Here is a 21,618-nt window from a genome sequence, read left to right on the forward strand (position 1 = left end):
CCCACCCCCGCCATACGGCAGGTCCACAAGGTCCGGAATCTTCCCCTCATGCCGTACGTACCGGTCCGTATACCGTCCACATGGGTCCGCGCGTCGGCTATATGGGCGCAATCACGTCAACTCCGTGATTGCGCAAGGCCGGTGGAGGCAATACGTATCCGTATGTCGAGCCGCGACCTGGAGGCTTCAGCATGAGCATCTGGTGGTCCCTCCATCTGCGACGCGATGCTGCGAGCGTGCCGCTGGCCAGGCGCCTGTTCATGGGCACCATGGAGACCGCGGGCGTCGACCCCGACATCTCCTACGACCTGTCGGTGGCGCTCAGCGAGGCATGTGCGAACGCCGTGGAGCACGGCGGTTCCACGGCCACCGGCGGCACCGCGGGCGCGTACCGCGTGACCGCCTACCTCGACGGCGAGACCTGCCGCATCGAGGTGGCCGACTCGGGGCCCGGGTTCCCGCCGCCGAAGACCCGGACGCTCACCCGCCCCGTGTCCGCCCACGCGGAGAACGGACGCGGGCTGTGCCTGATCCGGGAACTGGCCGACCACGCGCACTTCGTGAACAAGCCCGGCCGAGGCGGCGCCGTGGTCAGCTTCGACAAGATCCTCAAGTGGCGGAAGGACGCGCCGACGCTGATGGCGGCGGTCTGAGGACGCCGCCGGACACGCCTGAGGTCAGTGACCCGCAGGACATGCCTGAGGTCCATGACCGGCCGGACACGCCTGAGGGCCGTGACCCGCTGGTCACGGCCCTCAGGCATGCAATGCCGGTGGCTCAGCCCTTCAGGCCGGCCATCCACGCCTCGACCTCGTCGGCCCGGCGCGGCAGCCCGTCCGACAGGTTCCGGTTGCCGTCCTCGGTGACGAGGATGTCGTCCTCGATGCGGACGCCGATGCCGCGGTACTCCTCCGGGACCGTCAGGTCGTCGGCCTGGAAGTACAGACCGGGCTCGACGGTCAGGCACATGCCCGGCTCCAGCGTGCCGTCCACGTACGCCTCGGTGCGCGCGGCCGCGCAGTCGTGGACGTCCATGCCGAGCATGTGACCGGTGCCGTGCAGGGTCCAGCGGCGCTGCAGCCCCAGCTCCAGGACGCGCTCGACCGGGCCCTCGACCAGGCCCCACTCGACGAGCCTCTCGGCGAGCACGCGCTGCGAGGCGTCGTGGAAGTCGCGGTACTTGGCACCCGGCTTGACGGCCGCGATGCCGGCCTCCTGGGCCTCGTACACCGCGTCGTAGATCTTCCGCTGGATGTCGCTGTACGTGCCGCTGATCGGCAGCGTGCGCGTGACATCGGCGGTGTAGTACGTGTGCGTCTCGACGCCCGCGTCGAGCAGGAGCAGGTCGCCGGAGCGGACCGGGCCGTCGTTGCGGACCCAGTGCAGGGTGCAGGCGTGCGGGCCGGCGGCGCAGATGGAGCCGTAGCCGATGTCGTTGCCCTCCACGCGCGCGCGGAGGAAGAACGTGCCCTCGATGTAGCGCTCGCTCGTCGCCTCGGCCTTGTCGAGGACCTTCACGACGTCCTCGAAGCCGCGCACGGTCGAGTCGACGGCCTTCTGCAGCTCGCCGATCTCGAAGGCGTCCTTCACGACGCGGGCCTCGGAGAGGAAGACGCGCAGCTCCTCGTCGCGCTCCGCGGTGACCTTGTCGGTCAGGGCGGCCTCGATGCCGGCGTCGTAGCCGCGCACGACGCGCACCGGTCCGGTGGCCTCGCGCAGCGTGTCGGCGAGCTCGCGCACGTCGGCGGCGGGGATGCCGTACAGCGTCGCGGCCTCGGTCAGCGAGTGGCGGCGGCCGACCCACAGCTCGCCCTGGCCGTCGAGCCAGAACTCGCCGTTCTCGCGGTTCGAGCGCGGCAGCAGGTAGATCGTCGCCTGGTGGCCGTCCGCGGTGGGCTCCAGGACGAGGACGCCGTCCTCCGTCTGGTTGCCCGTGAGGTACGCGTACTCGACGGAGGCACGGAAGGCGTACTCCGTGTCGTTCGAGCGGGTCTTCAGGTTGCCCGCGGGCACCACGAGACGCTCGCCCGGGAAACGGGCGGACAGCGCGGCACGGCGGGCGGCGGTCTCGGCGGCCTGCGCGATCGGCTGCAGGTCGTGCAGCTCGGTGTCGGCCCAGCCGGACTTCATGTTCTCGGCGAGCTCGTCCGATACGCCCGGGTAGAGGCCGTTCTTGCGCTGCTTGATGGGCTCCTCGGCCTCCGGGGTCTCCGGGTTTTCCGGGGTGAGCTCCTCCGACACGGTTCCTCCTCGACGCGGGTCCGCTGGAATGGCCTGGTTACGGCAATGGACCCCCTCCATCGTACGAGCGTACGGAAGGGGGTCCAGGGCCGGACGACCTCTTACAGGGCCGCTCACGGGCAGTGCGTACGCGCCTACTCGAAGCGCGCCGCGAGCAGGACGACGTCCTCGTCGCTGTCGGCCGTGTCCAGGCCGTCGGGGAGCATCGTGCGCAGGATGTGGTCGACGAGGGCGTCGGGATCCTCGCGGACCGCCCGGGGGACGCTCGACGCGGCCGCGTGCAGCCGGGTGAAGGCGCGGTCCATGGCGTCGCCGGTGCGGCGCAGCAGGCCGTCCGTGTACAGCAGCACCGTCTCGCCCGGCTCCGGCGTGACCTCCGCGCTCGGCGCCTCCCAGCAGGCGAGCATCCCGAGCGGCGCCGAGACGGTCGTCTCCGCGAACTCCGTGCGCCGCTCGCCGATCACCAGGGGCGGGGTGTGCCCGGCGCCCGCGAGGACGATCTTGCGTTCGGCCGGCTCGCAGTACGCGAACAGGGCGGTGGCGCTGCGCGCGGGCTCGGTCAGCCGCATCAGCAGCTCCAGGTCGGACAGGACCGCGACCGGGTCCTCCCCCTCCATGACGGCGTACGCGCGCAGGGACGCGCGCAGCCGGCCCATCGCGGCGACCGCGCTCGCGCCGGAGCCGGTGACCGACCCGACGGCGAGGCCGAGCGCCCCTTCGGGCAGCGGCAGCGCGTCGTACCAGTCGCCGCCGCCGCGCGGCCCGGTGCGGTGGCGCACGGCGAGCTGCACACCGGCGACCCGGGGCAGCCGTGCGGGCAGCAGCTCCTCGGCGATCGTGTCCGACCACGCGCGCGTGCGCTCCCGTTCGAGCAGTCGGGCCAGGTGCTCGGTGGCGTACGCGGCGTAGAGGCCGATGAGGTGGCGCGGGCGCTCGCCCGGCTCGGCCGGCTCGTCGTAGAGCCAGACCGCGGCGCCCAGCCGTCCTGCCGCCTCGGTGGCGAGCGGGAGCGCGTAGCTCGCCGCGTAGCCGAGCCGGGCGGCGACCTCGCGGTGGCGCGGGTCGAGTCCGTCCTCGGCGAGCAGATCGGCGCGCGCCTCCGGGTCGGTGCTGAGCCCGTCCAGAATCCGCCCGTACGAGGTCGCGCCGCGCGGCACCGTCTCGATGTGGCCGAGATCGGGCCGGGAGAGGCCGAGGCCGACGGTGGTGTCGGGGCCGAGTCCGTCGCCCGGCTCCAGGACGACGAGTCCGCGCCGGGCCCCCACGAGGGCGGCTCCGGCGCGCAGCAGCTCGTGGAGTGCCTCCTCCAGTGCCGCGGTGCGGGCCAGCCGTTCCGTGAGTTCGTGGAGGGTCGTCAGATCCGACACCCAACCGGCGAGCCGGTCCTGGATGACGGCGCCCGGGGCGGACGGGACGGAGGCCACCGGAGACACCGAGGACGCGGCAGGTGCGGGCGGGACCGTGTGTGCGGGAGAGGGAACCTGTCCAGGAGGGGAATCGATTCCAGCCACTTTCGGCAGACGGGGGGCCGTCATGACTTCCGGCTTTCCGACCGGTGCATATTGCTGGATAGCATCGCAAACCCCCATGTCAGCCTTATTAGCTCTGCGCCGCTAGCAATGTCTCCACATCTACACGCACTGGAGAGGGGATGTCCAGCATTGTCCTGCCGGGTTTCCCGGTGTCCGTGGTGCGGAAGTGACTTCTGAGGTAAAGAGATCTTGTCCCCTCCTAGATCCACTTGCGATCTCGCACCGATCTAGATCGTTCTAACTTGGCCAAAAAACGACTCATCGATCGGTGTATTGCGGTCGACTGGCATTGTTCAGCTGTGGTCACCAGAGCGTCATAGCGGCCGCGGTGGGTACGTACACGGAGAAGGCCAGGGGCAGTTGGGATCCGGCACGATCCATCCGGAACCTGGTGACGGACCCGGGCGTCATAACCATCGACGGCCGTGCCCCATCCTCCCGTGGGGGAGACGGCGAGAAATACGCGGGACGGCAAACGCCAGGCGTCGCCACCCCACGCCAGGCTTTTAAAGGACACAGCAGGCGCTCGGACTATAGGGGTAGCCCCTTGCCTCAGGCCGGCGGTTCCGGCTGGGGTCGGGCGCTCCGACACGTACGCGCAGTGACTGATCGACACATGGTGTGATGTGGCCCATAGCGTTCTCTTCGGCTACGGAAAGGAACGAGCGCTCATGCGCGAGATCCTCGGAAGGCGACGCAGGCTCCTGTCCAGGCGTGACAGCGGGAAGTCTGACCTGATCAGCGCGGCCCTCACGTTCGCGACAGCGTGGCGGTGGCCGGTTCTGCCGGGCATCGGGCTGGAGGCGGCGGGGCGCCGTGACGGCGTCCGGTGCGCCTGCCCGGACCCTGAGTGCTCGGTGCCGGGCGCGCACCCCTTCGACCCGGGGCTGCTCGCCGCGACGACCGACGAGCGCATGGTCCGCTGGTGGTGGACCAACCGCCCCAAGGCGCCGATCGTGCTCGCGACGGGCGCCTCGGGCGGAGCGGAGGGGCGCGGCCCCTGCGCCGTGAGCCTGCCGGCCGTGGCGGGCGCCCGCGCGCTGGCCGCGCTCGACCGCAAGGAGATCCGGCTCGGCCCGGTGATCGCGACCCCGGAGCGGCTGTTCATCCTCGTGGCGCCGTACTCCATGGAGCAGCTGGGCGAGCTGCTGTACGCGCAGGACTTCGTCCCCGGCTCGCTGCGCTTCCACGGCGAGGGCGGCTATGTGGCCCTGCCGCCGTCCTGTACGGGCGCCGGACAGGTCCGGTGGGAGCGCGCGCCGCTGCCGGGCTCGGCGGCGCCCTGGGTGCCCGATGTGGAGGCCGTGGTCGACGCGGTCGTGGACGCCCTCACTCGTACGGGTGTGAGCGCGCCCGAGATGTAGGGGGATCGGGCGCGCGGCGAGCCGTCGTGCGGGGTGTGCGCCGATATCTTCGGCGCATGCCTGCCGCGCCACCCCGCCCCGATGTTCCGAACCGGCCCGAGCAGGAGCGTCCCCACGCCCGGCTCCGGCTGTTCGGCCTGATCGCCGTGGTGGTGCTCACCGCCGCGCTCCCCCTGGCGGGCGCGGCCGCGGGGCCGGCGGCTGACGGGCCCGCGCGGCCGGTCGCGGAGGAGGCCGAATCGCCCCGCTCGGGCACCGCCGACAAGGTCGACGACGCACCCGACCGGGACGCCGCCGCACACCCGGACGGCCCCGCGCGGGGCTCCTCGCTCCTCAGGACCCTCGGCCTGGGCCTCGCCACGGCCACCCACTGCGGCCCGCAGGCCACCTCCCCGGACGGCGTGGAGGCGCAGACGTGCGTCCTCACCCAGGGCCGGGACACCTGGGCGCGGACCTACTACCGCAATGCGACCGGCGCCGAACTGAGCGCCGTCCTGACCCTGATGGCGCCCGGCGGACGCACGGTGCAGCTCCACTGCGCGGTGGGCGCGGAGGACGAGCCGGGGCTGTGCGAGACGCCGCGGGAGCCGACCCGGGGGCAGGCGGCGCGGTACGCGGCGGTGGCGGAGTACGCGGCGACGGGAGACGGGCCGCTGCTGCTGCGCTCGGGCAGCAATTCGGCACCCCCGCAGGGGCGTTGAGCCGAGCTGCCGGCGGGCGGGCATGAAAGCGCCCGGTTGCTGGCGACGGGGGATGCACCAGCAACCGGGCTACTTGAACGGTAACAAGAGATCGGCAGTTAGCAAATTCGATCTCTTCTATTCGGACATGGATTTACCTGCAACTACTGGGAGTTGTGACAGGAGTCACCTGCTCCGAACGGCATGTTCCCGGTCCCCGAGCGGCTGACCGGTCGGTCAGCTGAGGGTCACCTGTCGGTTGGTGAGTCCCCCGCGCGCGCGGCGCTCGTCCGCGGTCAGTGGTGCGTCCGTGGCGAACGCGGCGGCGAGCCGCTCGGCGAACTCGGCGGCGGGCTTCTCGACGTCGTCGGCCTTGACCGAACTCGGCAGGTCCCACACCGGCACCGTCAGACCGTGCGCCCGGAAGGAGCCGACCAGCCGGGTGCCCTCGCCGAGCGAGGACGTGCCGGCCGCGTGCAGCCGCGCGAGCGCGTCGAGGAGCTTCTCCTCGGCGTGCGGCATGACCCACCGCAGGTGGTTCTTCCCGGGGGTCTCGCACCAGTAGGCGCTGTCCACACCGGCCAGCTTCACGGTCGGGATGGCCGCGGCGTTGGCCCGCTCCAGGGAGGCGGCCACCTCGCCCGACGCGCCCTCCCGTCGCCCGCCACCACCCTTCTGAGGAGCTTCGCCGCCCTCCTGAAAGTCCGGGACCCAGAATTCGAAGCCCGTGTGCACGACCGGCTCGAAAGCGCCCTCGGGGTCGAGGACGTCCTGAAGGCGCGGTCCGTTCACCGGCGCGCGCCGGGCCTGCACCGGGTTGCCCGGCTCGGCCTCGAGGGCGCGCAGCAGGGTGTCGGCGAGGTCGCGGCTGAGGTCGCCGGAGGACGTGTCGTTCTGCAGACCCAGCAGGACCGAGCCGTCGTCGCGGCGCAGCGCGGGCCACGCCATGGGCAGCACGGTCGCGAGGGTGACCGAGGGGACGCCGTCGGGCAGTCCGTCCTTCAGCGTCAGCTCCACGGTCGCGGCGGGCACCAGCTCGCGCAGCGCCACCCAGTCGCCCTCGCCCACGAGGCTCTCGAACGGGCGCTGCACCAGCTCGGTCACCGCGTGCGCGGCGGCCCGGCCGTGGCAGGCCTTGTAGCGGCGGCCGCTGCCGCAGGGGCAGGGTTCGCGGGCGCCGACGACCGGGATCGTCCCGTCGGTGACGTGCGGCTTGCCCTTGGTCTGGGGGCGCTTCTTGGCCATCTTGGGTGTCTCCCGGCTACGGCTCGCTTGAGTACGGGCGCGAGCCTAGCCCCTCGTACCGACACGGGTGGGACTCCGCCCGTGCGGCGGATGCCCGGAGCCGCGGTCAGCCCAGATCGTCGAAGGCCTCCGCGAAGCCCAGGCCGGCCAGGTCCGTGACGGGCGGCGAGGCGATGCGCGCGGCGAAGTCGTCGCGGCGGTGCGCCGTGGCCAGGGCGTGCACGTCCTTGTGCACGACGACCCAGACGGTGACCTCGCCCCGCCGGTCGTCGCGGACGCCCCAGTCGTCGGCGAGCGCCGTGATGATGTTGAGCCCGCGGCCGCCGCGCGCCGTGACCGACGGGGTGGCCGGAACGGGGCGGGTCGGGCCGCCGCCGTCCGTCACCTCGACCGTCAGGCAGCCGCGGCCGTCCACCCGCCACGCGGCCCGTACGTCGCCGTCACCTGCCAGATCGTCGCCCAGTGGCCTGCCGTGCCGGCAGGCATTGCTGAGTAGTTCGGAAAGGATCAGAACTGCATCGTCGATGACCGATTCCGGCACACCACTGATACGGAGCTGATCACGCATCCGGTGTCTTGCCTCGCCCACGCCCGCAGGGCCATGGGGAACGGCCATGCTCGACGAAGCGGGCACCTCCTGTGCCACCACCAACGCCACCCCCGAGACCTCCTTTGCCCCACGCCACGGTGTGGATGCCCCAATGGACTGGACCGGAAACCGGCCAATCCTTGTGTGGTGACGCACTCGTAACGATCGAATACGGAACGAACGCGCCGGGGCACACCCTGTGACGTTCGGGGTGAAGGTGGCCGGAATCAGCTCCTGCCGAGCCGTCGCAGCACCGCCGCGGGGCGGTTGGTGATGATCGCGTCGACGCCGAGCCGGACGCAGAGGTCGACGTCCTCGGGTTCGTTCACCGTCCAGACGTGGATCCGATGACCCGCGCGAGCGAGCTTCTCCACGTAACCGGGGTGGCTGCGCAGGATCCGGATGCCGGGCCCCGCGATCCGTACGCCCTTGGGGAGGCGTCCCTCGCGGTGACGTGGGGAGACGAACTGCATCAGGTAGACCGTCGGCAGCGTCGGGGACGCCTCCTGGACGCGCAGCAGCGAGCGCGCGGAGAAGCTCATCACGCGGACCGGGGAGGGCTCGTCCGGCGGCGGGGCGTCCAGGCCGAACCGCTTGAGGAGGAGCAGCAGCCGCTCCTCGACCTGGCCCGCCCACCGGGTCGGGTGCTTGGTCTCGATGGCCAGTTCCACCCGGCGGCCCGCGTCGGCGACCAGTTCCAGGAGCCGCTCCAGGGTCAGTACGGAGGTGTCGGCCGCGCTGCCCGCCCAGTCCGGGCCCTCCTCGCGGTCCTTCCAGGAACCGAAGTCGAGGGTGGCCAGGTCGGCGAGTTCCAGCGCGGAGACGGCCCCGCGGCCGTTCGACGTACGGTTGACGCGCCGGTCGTGGACGCAGACGAGATGGCCGTCCGCGGTCAGCCGCACATCGCATTCGAGGGCGTCCGCACCGTCTTCGATCGCCTTTCTGTACGCGGCCAGGGTGTGCTCGGGGGCGTCCTCCGAGGCTCCGCGGTGGGCGACGACCTGGATGCGGTGCTGTGGTGCGTGGGTCACCGCGTCATGGTGCCACCGCGCGGCGCGCCGACGAGAAAGTTCGGCCGTGCGGATGCGTCCGTTTCGCCCGGCATAAAGGATGTCATCGGGCACACAGGCTCGGCTTATGGTGCCCTGACGTCCCATGGGAAAGGCTGACGGCGTACAACAGCACAACCGGACCGTGACAGGACCATGCCGAAGTGGTGAGTGACGGCGGGCGCACCGAGACCGCTGTCCGGATCGAAGCGGCTGTGACAATCGAGAGCGATCACATCGTGATGGCACTGGATCGCACCGGATCGCTTCAGCCCGAAGAAGACCGGGTACCCGCACAACCTGACTGGCGACACGACAGCCGTGGATCGAGGAGAGAAAGCTGTGAGCACCGAGAACGAGGGCACTTCGGTCCCCCCTGCCCCGTCCGCACCTCCCGTGCCGGTCGACGCTCCCGCTGCTCCCGCACCGCCCGCGCCGGGGTCCGCCCCGGCGGCCTCCGAGGCAGCCGGGTACGACACGGTGGGCCAGGGAGCGGCTCCCGCCGCACATGGGGCACCGGGTGAGCAGTACGGAGCGCAGGGCGCGCCGGGGGCGCACGGCGAACAGGGAGCGCCCGCCGCGGGCGGTTCCCCGGTGGGCGACTGGCCGCCCCCGCCGCCGGCAGTTCCGGCCTATGCGTCGGGCGGTGGTGCCGGCGGCGCCGACGGGACGGCGTGGGGCTCCTCCTACCAGCAGCCGCAGCCCAAGCCGGGCGGCAAGCGCGGCGGTCTCGTCGCCGGGATCATCGCGGCCGCGCTGGTCGCGGGCGTCGTCGGCGGCGGCGTCGGCTACTGGGCGGCGGAGCGCAACGACGACGGCGGCACCGGCTCCACGACCGTCTCCGCCTCCAGTCCCGCCGACGTCAAGCGCGACCCGGGCACCGTCGCGGGAATCGCCGCCAAGGCGCTGCCCAGCACGGTCACCATCGAGGCCGAGGGCAGCAACGGCGAGGGCGGCACGGGCACCGGCTTCGTGTACGACAAGGAAGGCCACATCCTCACCAACAACCACGTGGTGGCGGAGGCCGTGGACGGCGGCAAGCTGTCGGCGACGTTCTCGAACGGCAAGAAGTACGACGCCGAGGTGATCGGCCACGCGCAGGGCTACGACGTCGCGGTCATCAAGCTGAAGAACGCGCCGAACAACCTCAAGCCGCTCACCCTGGGCGACTCCGACAAGATCGCGGTCGGCGACTCGACCATCGCGATCGGCGCGCCCTTCGGCCTGTCGAACACGGTGACGACGGGCATCATCTCCGCCAAGGACCGCCCGGTCGCCTCCAGCGACGGCTCCAGCGGCAGCAAGGCCTCGTACATGAGCGCCCTGCAGACCGACGCCTCGATCAACCCGGGCAACTCCGGCGGCCCGCTCCTCGACGGCAGCGGGCACGTGATCGGCATCAACTCCGCCATCCAGTCCGCCTCCAGCGGCGGCCTCGGCGGTTCGGGCCAGTCCGGTTCGATCGGCCTCGGCTTCGCCATCCCGATCAACCAGGCCGACATGGTCGCCCAGCAGCTGATCAAGACCGGCCAGCCGGTCTACCCCGTCATCGGCGCCACCGTCTCCATGGACGAGAACAGCAGCGGCGCGACCATCACCGAGCAGGGCGCGGGCGGCTCCGCGGCCGTCACGCCGAACGGCCCGGCGGCCAAGGCGGGCCTCAAGTCCGGCGACACGATCACCAAGCTGGACGACACGGTGGTCGACTCGGGCCCGACCCTGATCGGCCAGATCTGGACGCACAAGCCCGGCGACACGGTGAAGCTCACGTACACGCGCGACGGCAAGGAGCACACGGTGGACGTGACCCTCGGCGAACGCAAGGGCGACAGCAACTGACAGCCCCGCCGCGCGGACCCGCTACCCTGGTCCCCGCGCCACGACGACCCCCGAGTCGTCATGAGCGCGAGGTGGGTTGCCCGAGCGGCCTAAGGGAACGGTCTTGAAAACCGTCGTGGCGAGAGTCACCGTGGGTTCAAATCCCACACCCACCGCAGCAGGTCAGAAGGGGCGTTCCGGTGTCCGGGGCGCCCCTTCGGCGTGCTCGGGGCGGGGCCGTGTTCCCCGAATTCCCCTTGTGACGCGTCGTCAGCAGGACACCACCCGCCGGGATGAACGCTTTCCCTCGGTGGAGGGGTGCGCCCGCACCGCCGGGGTGATCGTTCGTATCCCGGGGCCGGACGCGCGGGTTGAGCACGGCGTGAGTTCCGAAAGCAGCACTCCGATACTGTCCGTTTCCCTGGTCGCCTCCCCCGTCGTCGGCTGCGACACCGAGAGCGTGATGGAGGCGGGCGTCAGTACGCCCGGCGACATAATCATCCGTTCCTGCGCGGCGGTCGGGTCCGCGCTCTGGATCGAGCTCCAGGGCGAGATCGACCACCACAGCGCGCGACCGCTCCGCACCGTTCTGGCCCTCGGGGCCGTGCACGGCTACCGGCATCTGCGTCTCGACGCCCGCCGGGTCACCTTCGCCGACTCCGCCCTGCTCAGGGTCCTCGGCCGCTGGGACCGCCACGGGCGGAGCCTCCACATCGGCACCTCGTCACCCGCCGTACGACGGCTCATGGACGCCGCCCGCCGCGTCGGCCGGACCGTCACCGAGGGGGTGGGACGGTGACGTTCACGATCCTCACCGTGGTCCCCCTCGTGCTGTCCGTGGTCATCCTGCACTGGCCCCGGTGCGCACCCGGCGGTGAGCACCGCTCCCGCCCGGCCGGACATGCCCGGGGAGGCCGTCCGGGGCCGGTCCACGGCATGCCGTCAGCAGGCCGCAGGGCGCGCGGGTAGCCACCCGGTGCCCCGCACCCGGGGCCGCCGCCCGGACCCCGCGCGGGAACGGACGGCGGCCCCGGGCCGGTCTCAGGACCCGGCCGTGAGCCGGGCCGCCGAGGCGATCGTCGAACGGGCCTCGCGCTCCGGCAGCCCCGTGTGGACCGCGGCGGTGACGAGGTCCTCGGTGAGGGCGTCGCCGATGCCGTTCTCGTAGGCGCGGCACGCCGCCCAGAAGAGGCGGGTGTTGCGCTGGCCCTCGTGGGCCCCCAGCACGAACTGGACCAGGCCCGTGCCGTGCCGGCCGCCGGGCCCCGGCGCGGGGTGGTGCGGGCGCGGCGGGGGCGTGAGCAGGCGCAGCAGGGCGGGTGGGCAGAGGGCCGGGGCGAGGCGGGCGGTGCCCGGCACCGTGCTGTAGACGCCGTGCTCGGTGCGGGAGCCGGGGCCCACCAGATAGCCGCCGGCGCCGCGGATGTCGATGCCGGGGGCCAGCCGCCCCGCCGAGTTGGGCACGACGACGTCCGGCGGCCCGGACAGCCACAGATGCCGGCCGCCGCTCGGCGTGCTCACGACCACCGTGTCCGGGATCGTGAAGAGATGCCGTAAAGCCAGCTCGCGCAGTGCGGCCGTGGAGTTCGTCCCGGCCTTGGTGTCCAGGTCGACGCCGATGAGGTGGTGCGGGGGCAGTCCGCAGGCGATGCCGTACCCGGTCGCCCGGGGCGCGGCGGCGAACAGTGCGCGGATCCGTCGCGGGTCGGTCGACGCGTCGTACACCCCGTGCCCCGGAAGCCCGCATTCACCGTGGCAGCGCGGCGCGGACGGAGGGTCGTCGCGGTGCGGGGAGGGCAGGGCGGGGAGCTTCGTGCGCGACAGCGGGATCACGGCGAGCCCGCGCTCGGCCGCGGACAGGGCGTGCGCGAGAGCGAGGGTCGTGAGGGGCGCATTCGGTGCGCCCGGTGCGGTGGGCGAGCGGCGGGCGGGGTGCGGATCGATGGCGGCCATGGCTTCATTTTCGTACAGACGTTCGAAAGAGGGAAGAGGGGTGGTCCGTCCGGGGAGTCGATTTACCAAAAATGTGCTGAAACGCTTCACCGTATGGGGGGTCTGGGGTGTGATCACCCGGAGATAGCGTATTCGCGGCTGAGCTGGGGGTTTGTCGATGTGAAGAGGGTTTATCGACATGTCCTCACGCTTGCGTGTGAAGAGGAGCTTCTGGGGTGGTTCGCCGGGGATTCGGTGGGCAATTCTGGTCTCGCGACGTCGTGAACATCGCCAAGGCGGTCGGCCAACTGCCTTGGAGCAACCCGTACTTCCCGGGTGTCGGACCCCCGTCCGAGCCCCCGGTGCGTACTCCCTGTTCTGGAGGAATAGACATGGCTTCCATCCGTACCGCCCGTGCCATCGCCGCCGTCGCCGCCCTGCCGCTTGCCGCAGCCCTGTTCTCCGGGGTGGCGATCGCCGACAACGGCTCGTTCGCGGACAACGGATCGAACGCGGGGGTGGCGACGGTGAGTGGCAGTGGTGTCGGCCACGACAACAACGGCAACTCGTCCACCACGCAGCAGCAGGCAGTCGGCAGCGGTGCCTCGAACCAGAGCAACACGGCTCAGGTGAACGGCTCGGCCTGGACGGCGATCGACCAGTCCAACCACAACATCGCCGTGAACTTCACCGAGCTCTGGTGATCTCCCGGCCCCTGCACGTCAGGGGTATCGCTCGGGGTGTGTGACAGTCTGCGCGGCGGTGCTCCGGCACCGCCGCGCAGGTGTGTTCGGGCCACACGCGTGAGCGGCCGGTCCCGGGGTCGACGCGGCGGTCGATCTCTTGACAGTGCACGGTATCTGACGGACAGTCAGAAACCCTTGGTTCTGCCTAGGTCCGGGAGGGCCGCCGCCGTGCACCTCGCCCCCACCGACCGCCAGCGCGAGCTGCGCGGTGAACTGCGCGCACGTTTCCGTACGTTGATGCCGGACGGCCCGCCCGCCGCCGACGACCCGGCCGGGCAGCGCAGGGTGCTGCGCCGGATCGGAGCCGAGGGGCTGCTCGGCCTCGGCTGGCCCGTGGAGTACGGCGGCCAGGGGCGCGGCGCCGACGAGCAGTTCGTGTTCTTCGACGAGGCGTACCGGGCCGGGGCGCCGGTCTCCATGGTCACGCTCAACACCGTCGGCCCGACGCTCATGAAGTACGGCACCGAGGAGCAGAAGGCCTACTTCCTGCCGCGCATCCTCAGCGGCGACCTGGTCTTCGCGATCGGCTACAGCGAGCCGTCGGCCGGCACCGACCTCGCCGCGCTGCGCACGCGCGCGGTGCGGGACGAGAGCGACGGCGACTGGCTGATCGACGGCCAGAAGGTCTTCACGTCGAACGCGCAGAACGCCGACTGGATCTGGCTCGCCTGCCGCACCGACCCCGAGGCGCCCAAGCACCGGGGCATCTCGATCATCCTCGTGCCGACGGACGCCCCCGGCTTCTCGTGGACCCCGATCGACACGGTCGGCGGGCTGACCACGACGGCCACGTACTACGACGGGATCCGCGTCCCGGGCACGAACGTCGTCGGGGAGGTGAACGGCGGCTGGGGCCTCATCACCAACCAGCTCAACCACGAGCGGGTCGCCCTCGCCGCGATCGGGATGCAGGCCGAGGACTTCTACGCCGATGTCCTCGCCGCCGCTCGTACCCCCGATCCGGTGACGGGCGAACGCCGGGTTGACGCGCCGTGGATTCGTTCCGCGCTGGCCGAGGCGCATGCCCGGCTGGCGGCAACGCGCCTGCTCAACTGGCGTTTGGTGGGGGATGTCGGGGCGGGCCGGCTGGCCCCCGGGGACGCCAGCGGGGTGAAGTTCGCGGGAACGGAATCCGCGGTCGAGACGTATCGACTGTGTCAGCAGATCGCGGGCGACGCCGGGTGGGTGAGGTCCGGATCGCCGGGGGTGTTCGGCGTGGCGGGGGGTGGTTCCGCCGTGGGGGACGGGGAGTTGGAGCGGATGAACCGGGCGGCGCAGATCAACACGTTCGGCGGCGGGGTCAGCGAGGTGCAGCGGGAGATCGTGGCCACGATGCGGCTCGGGATGCGACGGGGGAGGCGGTGAGGGGCATGGCCGAGGAGCGGGACGGCGGGGTGTACGAGGAGCTGAAGACCTTCGAGGGGCGGGTCGCGGCGACCGCCCTGGAGGGCAAGGACCCGGTGAACGAGCCGATGATCCGGCACTGGTGCGAGGCCATGGGCGACACCAGTCCCGCGTACGAGGGCCCGGACGCGATCGCGCCGCCGACGATGCTCCAGGCCTGGACGATGGGCGGCCTGTCCGGATACGAGGGGCGCTCGCCCGCCCACGACGAGCTGTTCGCCCTGCTCGACGGCGCCGGATACACCTCGGTCGTCGCCACCGACTGCGAGCAGGAGTACCTGCGGCCGCTGCGGCCCGGTGACGTGATCACCTACGACTCGGTGATCGAGTCGGTGTCACCGCTGAAGACGACGAAGCTGGGCACGGGCCACTTCGTCACGACGCGGATGGATGTGCGGGCCGGCGGCGAGCTGGCCGGCACGCACCGGTTCCGGATCCTCAAGTACGCGCCCGCCCGCCGGAGTTCCTCCCCGAAGAAGAGCGGCAAGGCGCGTCCACGACCGGTCGTGAACCGGGACAACGCCGGGTTCTGGGACGGAGTGGCCCGGCACAGACTGCTGATCCAGCGCTGCACGGAATGCGCCACCCTGCGCTTCCCCTGGCTGCCGGGGTGCAACGCGTGCGGCGGCCAGGAGTGGGACACGGTCGAGGCGAGCGGCGAGGGCACGGTCTTCTCGTACGTCGTCATGCACCACCCGCCCTTCCCGGCGTTCGACCCGCCGTACGCGGTGGGGCTGATCGAGCTGGCCGAAGGGGTGCGCATCGTCAGCAACGTGATCGGGGTGCCCTACGACAAGGTGCGGATCGGGCTGCCCGTGCGGCTGGAGTTCCTGCGGGCGGACGAGGATCTGGAGCTGCCCGTCTTCCGGGCGACCGAGGGCGGTGAGGCGTGACATGGACTTCACCCCCACCCCCGAGCAGGAGGCGGCGCGCGAGCTGGCCGCGCGGATCTTCGGTGACCTGTCCACGCCGGAGCGGCTGGCGGGCCTCGACGGCGGCACGGACGCCGAGCTGTGGAAGGCGCTGGGGACCGCGGGCCTGGCCGCCGCCGTGGAGGAGACCGGGCTGCTCGGCCTGGTGCTGATGCTGGAGGAGCAGGGCAGGACGACGGCCCAGGTGCCGTTCGCGGCGAGCTGTGTGTACGGGCTGCTCGCGGTCGCGGCGCACGGCACGGCCGAACAGCGGGAGCGGCTGCTGCCGGGACTGCGGGACGGCTCCGCCGTGGCGACGGGCGCGTTTCCGGGGCGTACGGGGATCATGGTGTCCGCGCCGGACGGCGGGTCCGCGCGGGCGGAGCTGACCGGAGTCGTGCCCTGGGTGCCCTGGCTGCGGGACGCCGGCCAGGTCCTCGTGGCGGTCCGGGAAAAAGTTGCCCACAGCCTGTGGATGGTGCGGGCGGCCGACGCCCGGTGCGAGCCGGTCGAGCTGACCGCGCCCTGGTCGGCGGGCCGGCTCGTGCTCGACGGCACACCGGCCGAGCGGATCGGCGGCCCCGGCGCGTACGAGGACGTGCTGGCGGCGGCGCGCACCGCGTTCGCCGGGCTCCAGGCGGGCGTCTGCGCGGGGTCGCTGGCCAGAGCCGTGGAGTACACCAACCAGCGGGAGCAGTTCGGCCGGCCCCTCGCGGCCAAGCAGGGCGTCCAACTCCGGGCGGCGGAAGCCCATATGGACGTCGAGGCGATCCGGGTCACCGCGTACGAGGCGGCCTGGCGGCGCGATGCCGGACTCGGACACCGCAGTCATGCGCTGACCGCCGCCTGGTGGGCGTCGGAGGCGGGCAAGCGCGTGGTGCACACGGGCCAGCATCTGCACGGCGGCATGGGCGCCGACCTGGACCACCCGGTGCACCGGCACTTCCTGTGGGGGCGCCAGCTCGACGGCTATCTGGGATGCGGCAGCGAAGTACTGGAAGAACTGGGCGAGTTGATCGCCGCCGGCGCTCATGAGGGAGGCGAGTCGGCATGAAGGCAGGCGAGGTGCTGCCCCCGTTGGAGATCCCCGTCACCAGGACCCTGATCGTCGCCGGGGCCATCGCGTCCCGTGACTACCAGGACGTGCACCACGACGCGGAGCTGGCCCGGCAGAAGGGCTCCCCCGACATCTTCATGAACATCCTGACGACGAACGGCCTGGTGGGGCGGTACATCACCGACCACTTCGGGGCCACGGCGGTGCTGCGCAAGGTCGCGATCCGGCTCGGCGCGCCCAACCATCCCGGCGACACCATGGTGCTGACCGGTGAGGTGACGGAGGTCGAGACCGGACCGGACGGCGCCACCGCGCAGGTCAGAGTCGTCGGGAAGAACACCGTCGGCAGCCATGTCACCGGCACGGTCACCGTCACGGTGCCCCGTGCCGCGGCCGCTGCGGACGACGGGAGCCCGGCATGAGCGTGCGCACCAGGGACCTGCTCGGCGGCCGGGCGGCGATCGCCGGTATCGGCGCCACCGAGTTCTCCAAGGACTCGGGCCGCAGCGAGCTGAAGCTGGCCGTCGAGGCGGTGCACGCGGCGCTCGACGACGCCGGACTCACCCCCGCCGACGTCGACGGCCTCGTCACCTTCACCATGGACACCAGCCCCGAGATCACCGTGGCGCAGGCCGCGGGCATGGGCGAGCTGTCCTTCTTCTCCCGGGTGCACTACGGCGGCGGCGCGGCGTGCGGCACCGTGCAGCAGGCGGCCCTCGCGGTGGCGAGCGGCGTGGCCGAAGTCGTCGTCTGCTACCGGGCGTTCAACGAGCGGTCGGGCCGCCGTTTCGGCTCGGGCGTGCAGCACCGCGAGCCGTCGGCGGAGGGCGCTGCCCTCGGCTGGAACCTGCCGTTCGGGCTGCTCACCCCGGCGTCCTGGGTGGCGATGGCGGCGCAGCGCTATCTGCACACGTACGGGCTCGGACCCGAGGCGTTCGGCCAGGTCGCTGTCGTCGACCGCAAGCACGCGGCGACGAACCCGGCCGCGTACTTCTACGGCAGACCGATCACCCTGGCCGAGCACGCCGCCTCCCGCTGGATCGTCGAGCCGCTGCGGCTGCTCGACTGCTGCCAGGAGACCGACGGCGGCCAGGCGATCGTCGTCACCAGCGTCGAGCGGGCCCGCGACCTGCCGCATCCGCCGGTGGTGATCCGCGCGGCGGCACAGGGCGCGGGCCGGGCCCAGGAGCAGATGACCAGCTTCTACCGGGACGATCTGACCGGGCTGCCCGAAATGAGCGTCGTGGCAAGGCAGTTGTGGCGCACGGCGGGGATGGGCCCGGACGACATCGACGTGGGGATCCTCTACGACCACTTCACGCCGTTCGTGCTGATGCAGCTGGAGGAGTTCGGGTTCTGCGGGCCCGGGGAGGCGGCCGGTTTCGTCGCCGAGGAGCGGCTGCCGCTCAACACCCACGGCGGGCAGCTCGGCGAGGCGTATCTGCACGGGATGAACGGGATAGCGGAGGCGGTGCGCCAGGTGCGGGGCACGGCGGTGAACCAGAGATCCGGCGCGGCCACGGCACTGGTGACCGCGGGCACCGGGGTCCCCACTTCGGGTCTGATTCTGGGGGCGGACGGCTGAACGGGGCGCGTGTTTCCGGCACGCGCGCGGAAGCGGGCCCTTCACTCGGCCCATGTACCGACAAAAAATGATCATGGGATTCGGGGTGTTCCTGACGCTCCTGCTCGGCGGCACCGCCGCCCTCCCGGAGGCCTCCGCCTCGGGCCGCGGCGGGGCCGACGCGGCCGAGTCCGCGCCGTGGACGGCCCCGGTGCGCACCTTCCAGGGCCGGGCCTTCGACATCTGCCGGGCCCCCTCGCGCGACACGATGCGGCGCTGGCGCTCGTCCGACTACCGGGCGGTGGGCGTCTACTTCGGCGGCCGCGGCCGCTTCTGCAAGGACCAGCCGCATCTGAACCGCGGCTGGACGCGCGCGGTCGACGCGATGGGGTGGAGCGTGCTGCCCGTGTACGTGGGATCGCAGTCGCCCTGCGTCAGCGCGGGGCACAAGAAGGGGCTGAGCATCGGGCGGCGGCCGTGGACCCAGGGAGTGCGGGAGGCCAGGGACGCGGTGCGCCGGGCCGGCGAGGTGGGCATCGGGCGCAGCAGCCCGCTCTATCTCGACATGGAGGCGTACAACTACCGAAAGAAGGACTGCGCGGACCGGACGCTGGCGTTCGTGCGCGGGTGGAGCAAGGAGGTGCGCGGGCGCGGTTACGTCCCCGGCTTCTACAGCAGCGCCGACTCGGGCGTGCGGCACCTGGAGTCGGCCCGGACCGCGGGCGTGCCGGACCTGCCGTCGGTGGTGTGGTTCGCGCGCTGGCACACCAAGCCCCACCTGGACGAGGAGCCCGCGCTGAGCAGGAACGCCTGGCGCCCCGAGCGCCGTATCCACCAGTACGCGGGCAATGTGAAGGAGCGGCACGGCGGCCGCACCCTGGTGATCGACCGGAACCTGGTGAACGCACCGGTGGCGCGGATCGACTGAGCCCCGCGCCGCGCGTCTGTGGGAGGCTTCCCGGAGCGGGACGTCCGGCGGGCCTCCCGGAGGACACGGCTCTCAGGGCCGAACCCTCAGGGGCCCTCATTCCCTCCTCCACCTTCAGGAGGTGGGGCTACCACCCTTTGTACAACCTGAGGCGGACGCAGCTTCGGGACCTCCGGCCGATCCGCGGTGGTAGGGGGCGCTCATAGCGTGGAGTCATGACCCCAACCCTGGCGTCTGTCTGCCCCAGCGCATCGGAGCCGGCGACGCGTACCCACACCGGGACCCACCCGGCGCACACGGCGTACCCGTCGTTCGCGTCGTACGTCCGCGCCCGCCAGACCGTCCTGCTGCGCACCGCCCGCTCGCTGACCGCTAACCCGTGCGATGCCGAGGACCTGCTGCAGACCGCTCTCACGAAGACGTACGTCGCGTGGGACCGGATCGAGGACCACCGCGCGCTCGACGGCTATGTGCGCCGGGCCCTGCTGAACACGCGGACGTCCCAGTGGCGCAAGCGCAAGGTCGACGAGTTCGTCTGCGACGAGCTGCCCGAGCCGCCGGTGGTGCCCGCTGGTGACCCGGCCGAGCAGCAGGCGCTGCACGACGCCATGTGGCGCGCCATCATGAAGCTGCCCGCGCGGCAGCGCGCGATGGTCGTGCTGCGGTACTACGAGGATCTGAGCGAGGCCCAGACGGCCGAGGTGCTCGGGGTCTCCATCGGCACCGTGAAGAGCGCGGTCTCGCGGGCGCTCGGGAAGCTCCGCGAGGACCCGGAGCTGCGGCCGGCGCACACCTGAGCTTGATCGATCATTCCCGGGACTAGTGACATACCGCATGGTATGCGGTGAGAATCGGCGGAACTTTACTGCTCCGTAGCGCCCACCGGGAGGACGCCGTGCTGAGCACGATGCAGGACGTACCGCTGACTGTGACCCGCATTCTGAATCACGGAGTGCGTGTACACGGCACCTCGCGGATCACCACATGGACGGGCGAGGGCGAGCCGCACCGCCGCACGTTCGCCGAGGTGGGCGCCCGTGCGGCCCAGCTGGCACACGCGCTCCACGACGACCTGGGCATCCGGGACGACGACCGTGTCGCAACCCTCATGTGGAACAACTCCGAGCATGTCGAGACATACTTCGCCGCTCCCGCGATGGGCGCCGTGCTGCACACGCTCAACCTCCGCCTCCCCGCGGAGCAGCTGGTCTGGATCGTGAACCACGCCGCCGACCGGGTGGTCATCGTCAACGGTTCGCTGCTGCCGCTGCTCGCCCCGCTGCTGCCGAAGCTGCCGACGGTCGAGCACCTCGTCGTCTCCGGCCCCGGCGACCGCTCCGTGCTCGACGGCGCCCAGCCCCAGGTCCACGACTACGAGGACCTCATCGCAGGGAAGCCGACCACGTACGACTGGCCGGAGCTGGACGAGCGCCGGGCCGCCGCCATGTGCTACACCTCCGGCACCACCGGCGACCCCAAGGGCGTCGTCTACTCGCACCGCTCCATCTACCTGCACTCCATGCAGGTCAACATGACGGAGTCGATGGGACTCACCGACGCCGACACCTCGCTGGTCGTCGTGCCCCAGTTCCACGTCAACGCCTGGGGCCTGCCGCACGCCACCTTCATGACCGGCGTGAACATGCTGATGCCGGACCGCTTCCTGCAGCCCGCGCCGCTCGCCGCGATGATCGAGTCCGAGCGGCCCACGCACGCCGCCGCCGTCCCCACCATCTGGCAGGGCCTGCTCGCCGAGCTGACCGCCAACCCGCGCGACGTCGCCTCCCTCACCCAGGTCACCATCGGCGGCGCGGCCTGCCCGCCCTCCCTCATGAAGGCCTTCGACGACCTCGGCATGCGGGTCTGCCACGCCTGGGGCATGACCGAGACCTCCCCGCTCGGCACCGTCGCCCGTCCCCCGGCGAGCGTCGAGCCGGGCAGCGACGAGGAGTTCGCCTACCGGCTCACCCAGGGCCGCTTCCCGGCCGGCGTCGAGGCGCGGCTCTGCGGTCCCGGCGGCGAGATCCTGCCCTGGGACGGCGAGTCCGCGGGCGAGCTGGAGGTGCGCGGCAACTGGATCGCGGGCGCCTACTACGGCGGCCAGGACAGTGAACCGCTGCAGCCCGACGACAAGTTCAGCCAGGACGGCTGGCTCAAGACCGGCGACGTCGGCACGATCAGCCCCGACGGCTTCCTCACCCTCACCGACCGCGCCAAGGACGTCATCAAGTCCGGCGGCGAATGGATCTCCAGCGTCGACCTGGAGAACGCGCTGATGTCCCACCCGGACGTCGCCGAGGCCGCCGTCGTGGCCGTGCCCGACGAGAAGTGGGGCGAGCGGCCGCTCGCGACCGTCGTGCTGAAGGAGGGCGCGAGCGCGGACTTCGAGACGCTGCGCGCGTTCCTCGCCGAGAAGGTCGCCAAGTGGCAGCTGCCCGAGCGCTGGACGATCATCCCCACGGTCCCCAAGACCAGCGTCGGCAAGTTCGACAAGAAGGTGCTGCGCAAGCAGTACGCGGAGGGGGAGCTGGACGTCACCACGCTGTGACGGCCTGTTT

At 71.8% G+C, this 21,618-nt stretch carries 20 protein-coding genes and 1 tRNA gene; 15 read left to right on the top strand and 6 right to left on the bottom strand.

Features of this window, described 5'->3' with window-relative positions:
- Nucleotides 1-191 precede the first annotated feature (191 nt).
- Nucleotides 192-653: an ATP-binding protein gene (locus ABII15_RS19630; protein WP_353943635.1), complete on the top strand. Its 462-nt coding sequence runs from the start codon at nt 192-194 to the stop codon at nt 651-653.
- A gap of 124 nt (nt 654-777) precedes the next feature.
- Here ABII15_RS19630 and ABII15_RS19635 read toward each other — a convergent pair whose 3' ends face one another.
- Both ABII15_RS19635 and ABII15_RS19640 read right to left on the bottom strand, forming a co-directional pair.
- Nucleotides 778-2,241 carry an aminopeptidase P family protein gene (locus ABII15_RS19635; protein ID WP_353943636.1) on the bottom strand — a complete coding sequence of 488 codons (1,464 nt, stop codon included), beginning with the start codon at nt 2,239-2,241 and terminating at the stop codon, nt 778-780.
- 134 nt (nt 2,242-2,375) lie between these two features.
- Complete coding sequence (locus ABII15_RS19640) at nt 2,376-3,776, bottom strand: PP2C family protein-serine/threonine phosphatase (protein WP_353943637.1); 1,401 nt, start codon at nt 3,774-3,776, stop codon at nt 2,376-2,378.
- Between the two features lie 668 nt (nt 3,777-4,444).
- On the opposite strand from ABII15_RS19640, the gene ABII15_RS19645 reads away from it, so the two are divergent.
- Both ABII15_RS19645 and ABII15_RS19650 read left to right on the top strand, forming a co-directional pair.
- Nucleotides 4,445-5,137: a bifunctional DNA primase/polymerase gene (locus ABII15_RS19645; protein WP_353943638.1), complete on the top strand. Its 693-nt coding sequence runs from the start codon at nt 4,445-4,447 to the stop codon at nt 5,135-5,137.
- A 56-nt stretch (nt 5,138-5,193) separates the two neighbouring features.
- Nucleotides 5,194-5,838 carry a hypothetical protein gene (locus tag ABII15_RS19650; protein WP_353943639.1) on the top strand — a complete coding sequence of 215 codons (645 nt, stop codon included), beginning with the start codon at nt 5,194-5,196 and terminating at the stop codon, nt 5,836-5,838.
- A gap of 216 nt (nt 5,839-6,054) precedes the next feature.
- On the opposite strand, the gene ABII15_RS19655 is transcribed toward ABII15_RS19650, so the two are convergent.
- From ABII15_RS19655 to ABII15_RS19665, 3 genes are all read right to left on the bottom strand, one after another.
- Entirely contained in the window at nt 6,055-7,062 is a 1,008-nt protein-coding gene (locus tag ABII15_RS19655) for a DUF5926 family protein (protein ID WP_353943640.1), read from the bottom strand.
- A 106-nt stretch (nt 7,063-7,168) separates the two neighbouring features.
- A complete protein-coding gene (locus ABII15_RS19660; RefSeq protein WP_353943641.1) occupies nt 7,169-7,720 on the bottom strand; it encodes an ATP-binding protein in 552 nt (183 codons plus the stop codon).
- Between the two features lie 158 nt (nt 7,721-7,878).
- Nucleotides 7,879-8,682, bottom strand: coding sequence for a glycerophosphodiester phosphodiesterase (locus ABII15_RS19665; protein WP_353943642.1), 804 nt, complete (start codon nt 8,680-8,682; stop codon nt 7,879-7,881).
- Nucleotides 8,683-9,042: 360 nt separating this feature from the next.
- Here ABII15_RS19665 and ABII15_RS19670 point away from each other — a divergent pair, with 360 nt between their 5' ends.
- The 3 genes from ABII15_RS19670 (at nt 9,043) to ABII15_RS19680 (ending at nt 11,317) form a co-directional block, all read left to right on the top strand.
- Nucleotides 9,043-10,539 carry a trypsin-like peptidase domain-containing protein gene (locus ABII15_RS19670; RefSeq protein ID WP_353943643.1) on the top strand — a complete coding sequence of 499 codons (1,497 nt, stop codon included), beginning with the start codon at nt 9,043-9,045 and terminating at the stop codon, nt 10,537-10,539.
- A 70-nt stretch (nt 10,540-10,609) separates the two neighbouring features.
- A tRNA-Ser gene (locus tag ABII15_RS19675) sits at nt 10,610-10,694 on the top strand.
- Between the two features lie 206 nt (nt 10,695-10,900).
- On the top strand, nt 10,901-11,317 hold the full coding sequence (locus ABII15_RS19680) for an STAS domain-containing protein (protein ID WP_353943644.1): 417 nt from the start codon (nt 10,901-10,903) through the stop codon (nt 11,315-11,317).
- A 242-nt stretch (nt 11,318-11,559) separates the two neighbouring features.
- Here the strand turns inward: ABII15_RS19680 and ABII15_RS19685 are convergent, their stop codons facing one another.
- A complete protein-coding gene (locus ABII15_RS19685; protein WP_353943645.1) occupies nt 11,560-12,471 on the bottom strand; it encodes a bifunctional DNA primase/polymerase in 912 nt (303 codons plus the stop codon).
- A 371-nt stretch (nt 12,472-12,842) separates the two neighbouring features.
- Between ABII15_RS19685 and ABII15_RS19690 the strand changes: the two genes are divergently transcribed.
- The 9 genes from ABII15_RS19690 to ABII15_RS19730 all read left to right on the top strand — a co-directional run bounded on the left by ABII15_RS19690 (nt 12,843) and on the right by ABII15_RS19730 (nt 21,608).
- On the top strand, nt 12,843-13,154 hold the full coding sequence (locus tag ABII15_RS19690) for a hypothetical protein (protein WP_111663148.1): 312 nt from the start codon (nt 12,843-12,845) through the stop codon (nt 13,152-13,154).
- Nucleotides 13,155-13,364: 210 nt separating this feature from the next.
- On the top strand, nt 13,365-14,561 hold the full coding sequence (locus ABII15_RS19695) for an acyl-CoA dehydrogenase family protein (RefSeq protein ID WP_353943646.1): 1,197 nt from the start codon (nt 13,365-13,367) through the stop codon (nt 14,559-14,561).
- Nucleotides 14,562-14,566: 5 nt separating this feature from the next.
- A complete protein-coding gene (locus ABII15_RS19700; protein WP_353943647.1) occupies nt 14,567-15,493 on the top strand; it encodes a bifunctional MaoC family dehydratase N-terminal/OB-fold nucleic acid binding domain-containing protein in 927 nt (308 codons plus the stop codon).
- A gap of 1 nt (nt 15,494) precedes the next feature.
- Nucleotides 15,495-16,565 (top strand): acyl-CoA dehydrogenase family protein, encoded by a 1,071-nt coding sequence (locus ABII15_RS19705; RefSeq protein ID WP_353943648.1) that lies wholly within the window; start codon nt 15,495-15,497, stop codon nt 16,563-16,565.
- Nucleotides 16,562-16,990: a MaoC/PaaZ C-terminal domain-containing protein gene (locus ABII15_RS19710; protein WP_353943649.1), complete on the top strand. Its 429-nt coding sequence runs from the start codon at nt 16,562-16,564 to the stop codon at nt 16,988-16,990. The genes ABII15_RS19705 and ABII15_RS19710 overlap by 4 nt, the downstream gene beginning before the upstream one ends.
- A complete protein-coding gene (locus ABII15_RS19715) occupies nt 16,987-18,153 on the top strand; it encodes a lipid-transfer protein (RefSeq protein WP_353943650.1) in 1,167 nt (388 codons plus the stop codon). The genes ABII15_RS19710 and ABII15_RS19715 overlap by 4 nt, the downstream gene beginning before the upstream one ends.
- A gap of 52 nt (nt 18,154-18,205) precedes the next feature.
- Entirely contained in the window at nt 18,206-19,060 is an 855-nt protein-coding gene (locus ABII15_RS19720; RefSeq protein WP_353943651.1) for a DUF1906 domain-containing protein, read from the top strand.
- A 215-nt stretch (nt 19,061-19,275) separates the two neighbouring features.
- Nucleotides 19,276-19,857 carry a SigE family RNA polymerase sigma factor gene (locus tag ABII15_RS19725; protein WP_353943652.1) on the top strand — a complete coding sequence of 194 codons (582 nt, stop codon included), beginning with the start codon at nt 19,276-19,278 and terminating at the stop codon, nt 19,855-19,857.
- Between the two features lie 110 nt (nt 19,858-19,967).
- Nucleotides 19,968-21,608: a long-chain fatty acid--CoA ligase gene (locus ABII15_RS19730; RefSeq protein WP_353947118.1), complete on the top strand. Its 1,641-nt coding sequence runs from the start codon at nt 19,968-19,970 to the stop codon at nt 21,606-21,608.
- The last annotated feature ends 10 nt before the right edge of the window (nt 21,609-21,618 follow it).

The organism is Streptomyces sp. HUAS MG91 (assembly GCF_040529335.1).
GTDB classification, from domain to species: domain Bacteria; phylum Actinomycetota; class Actinomycetes; order Streptomycetales; family Streptomycetaceae; genus Streptomyces; species Streptomyces tabacisoli.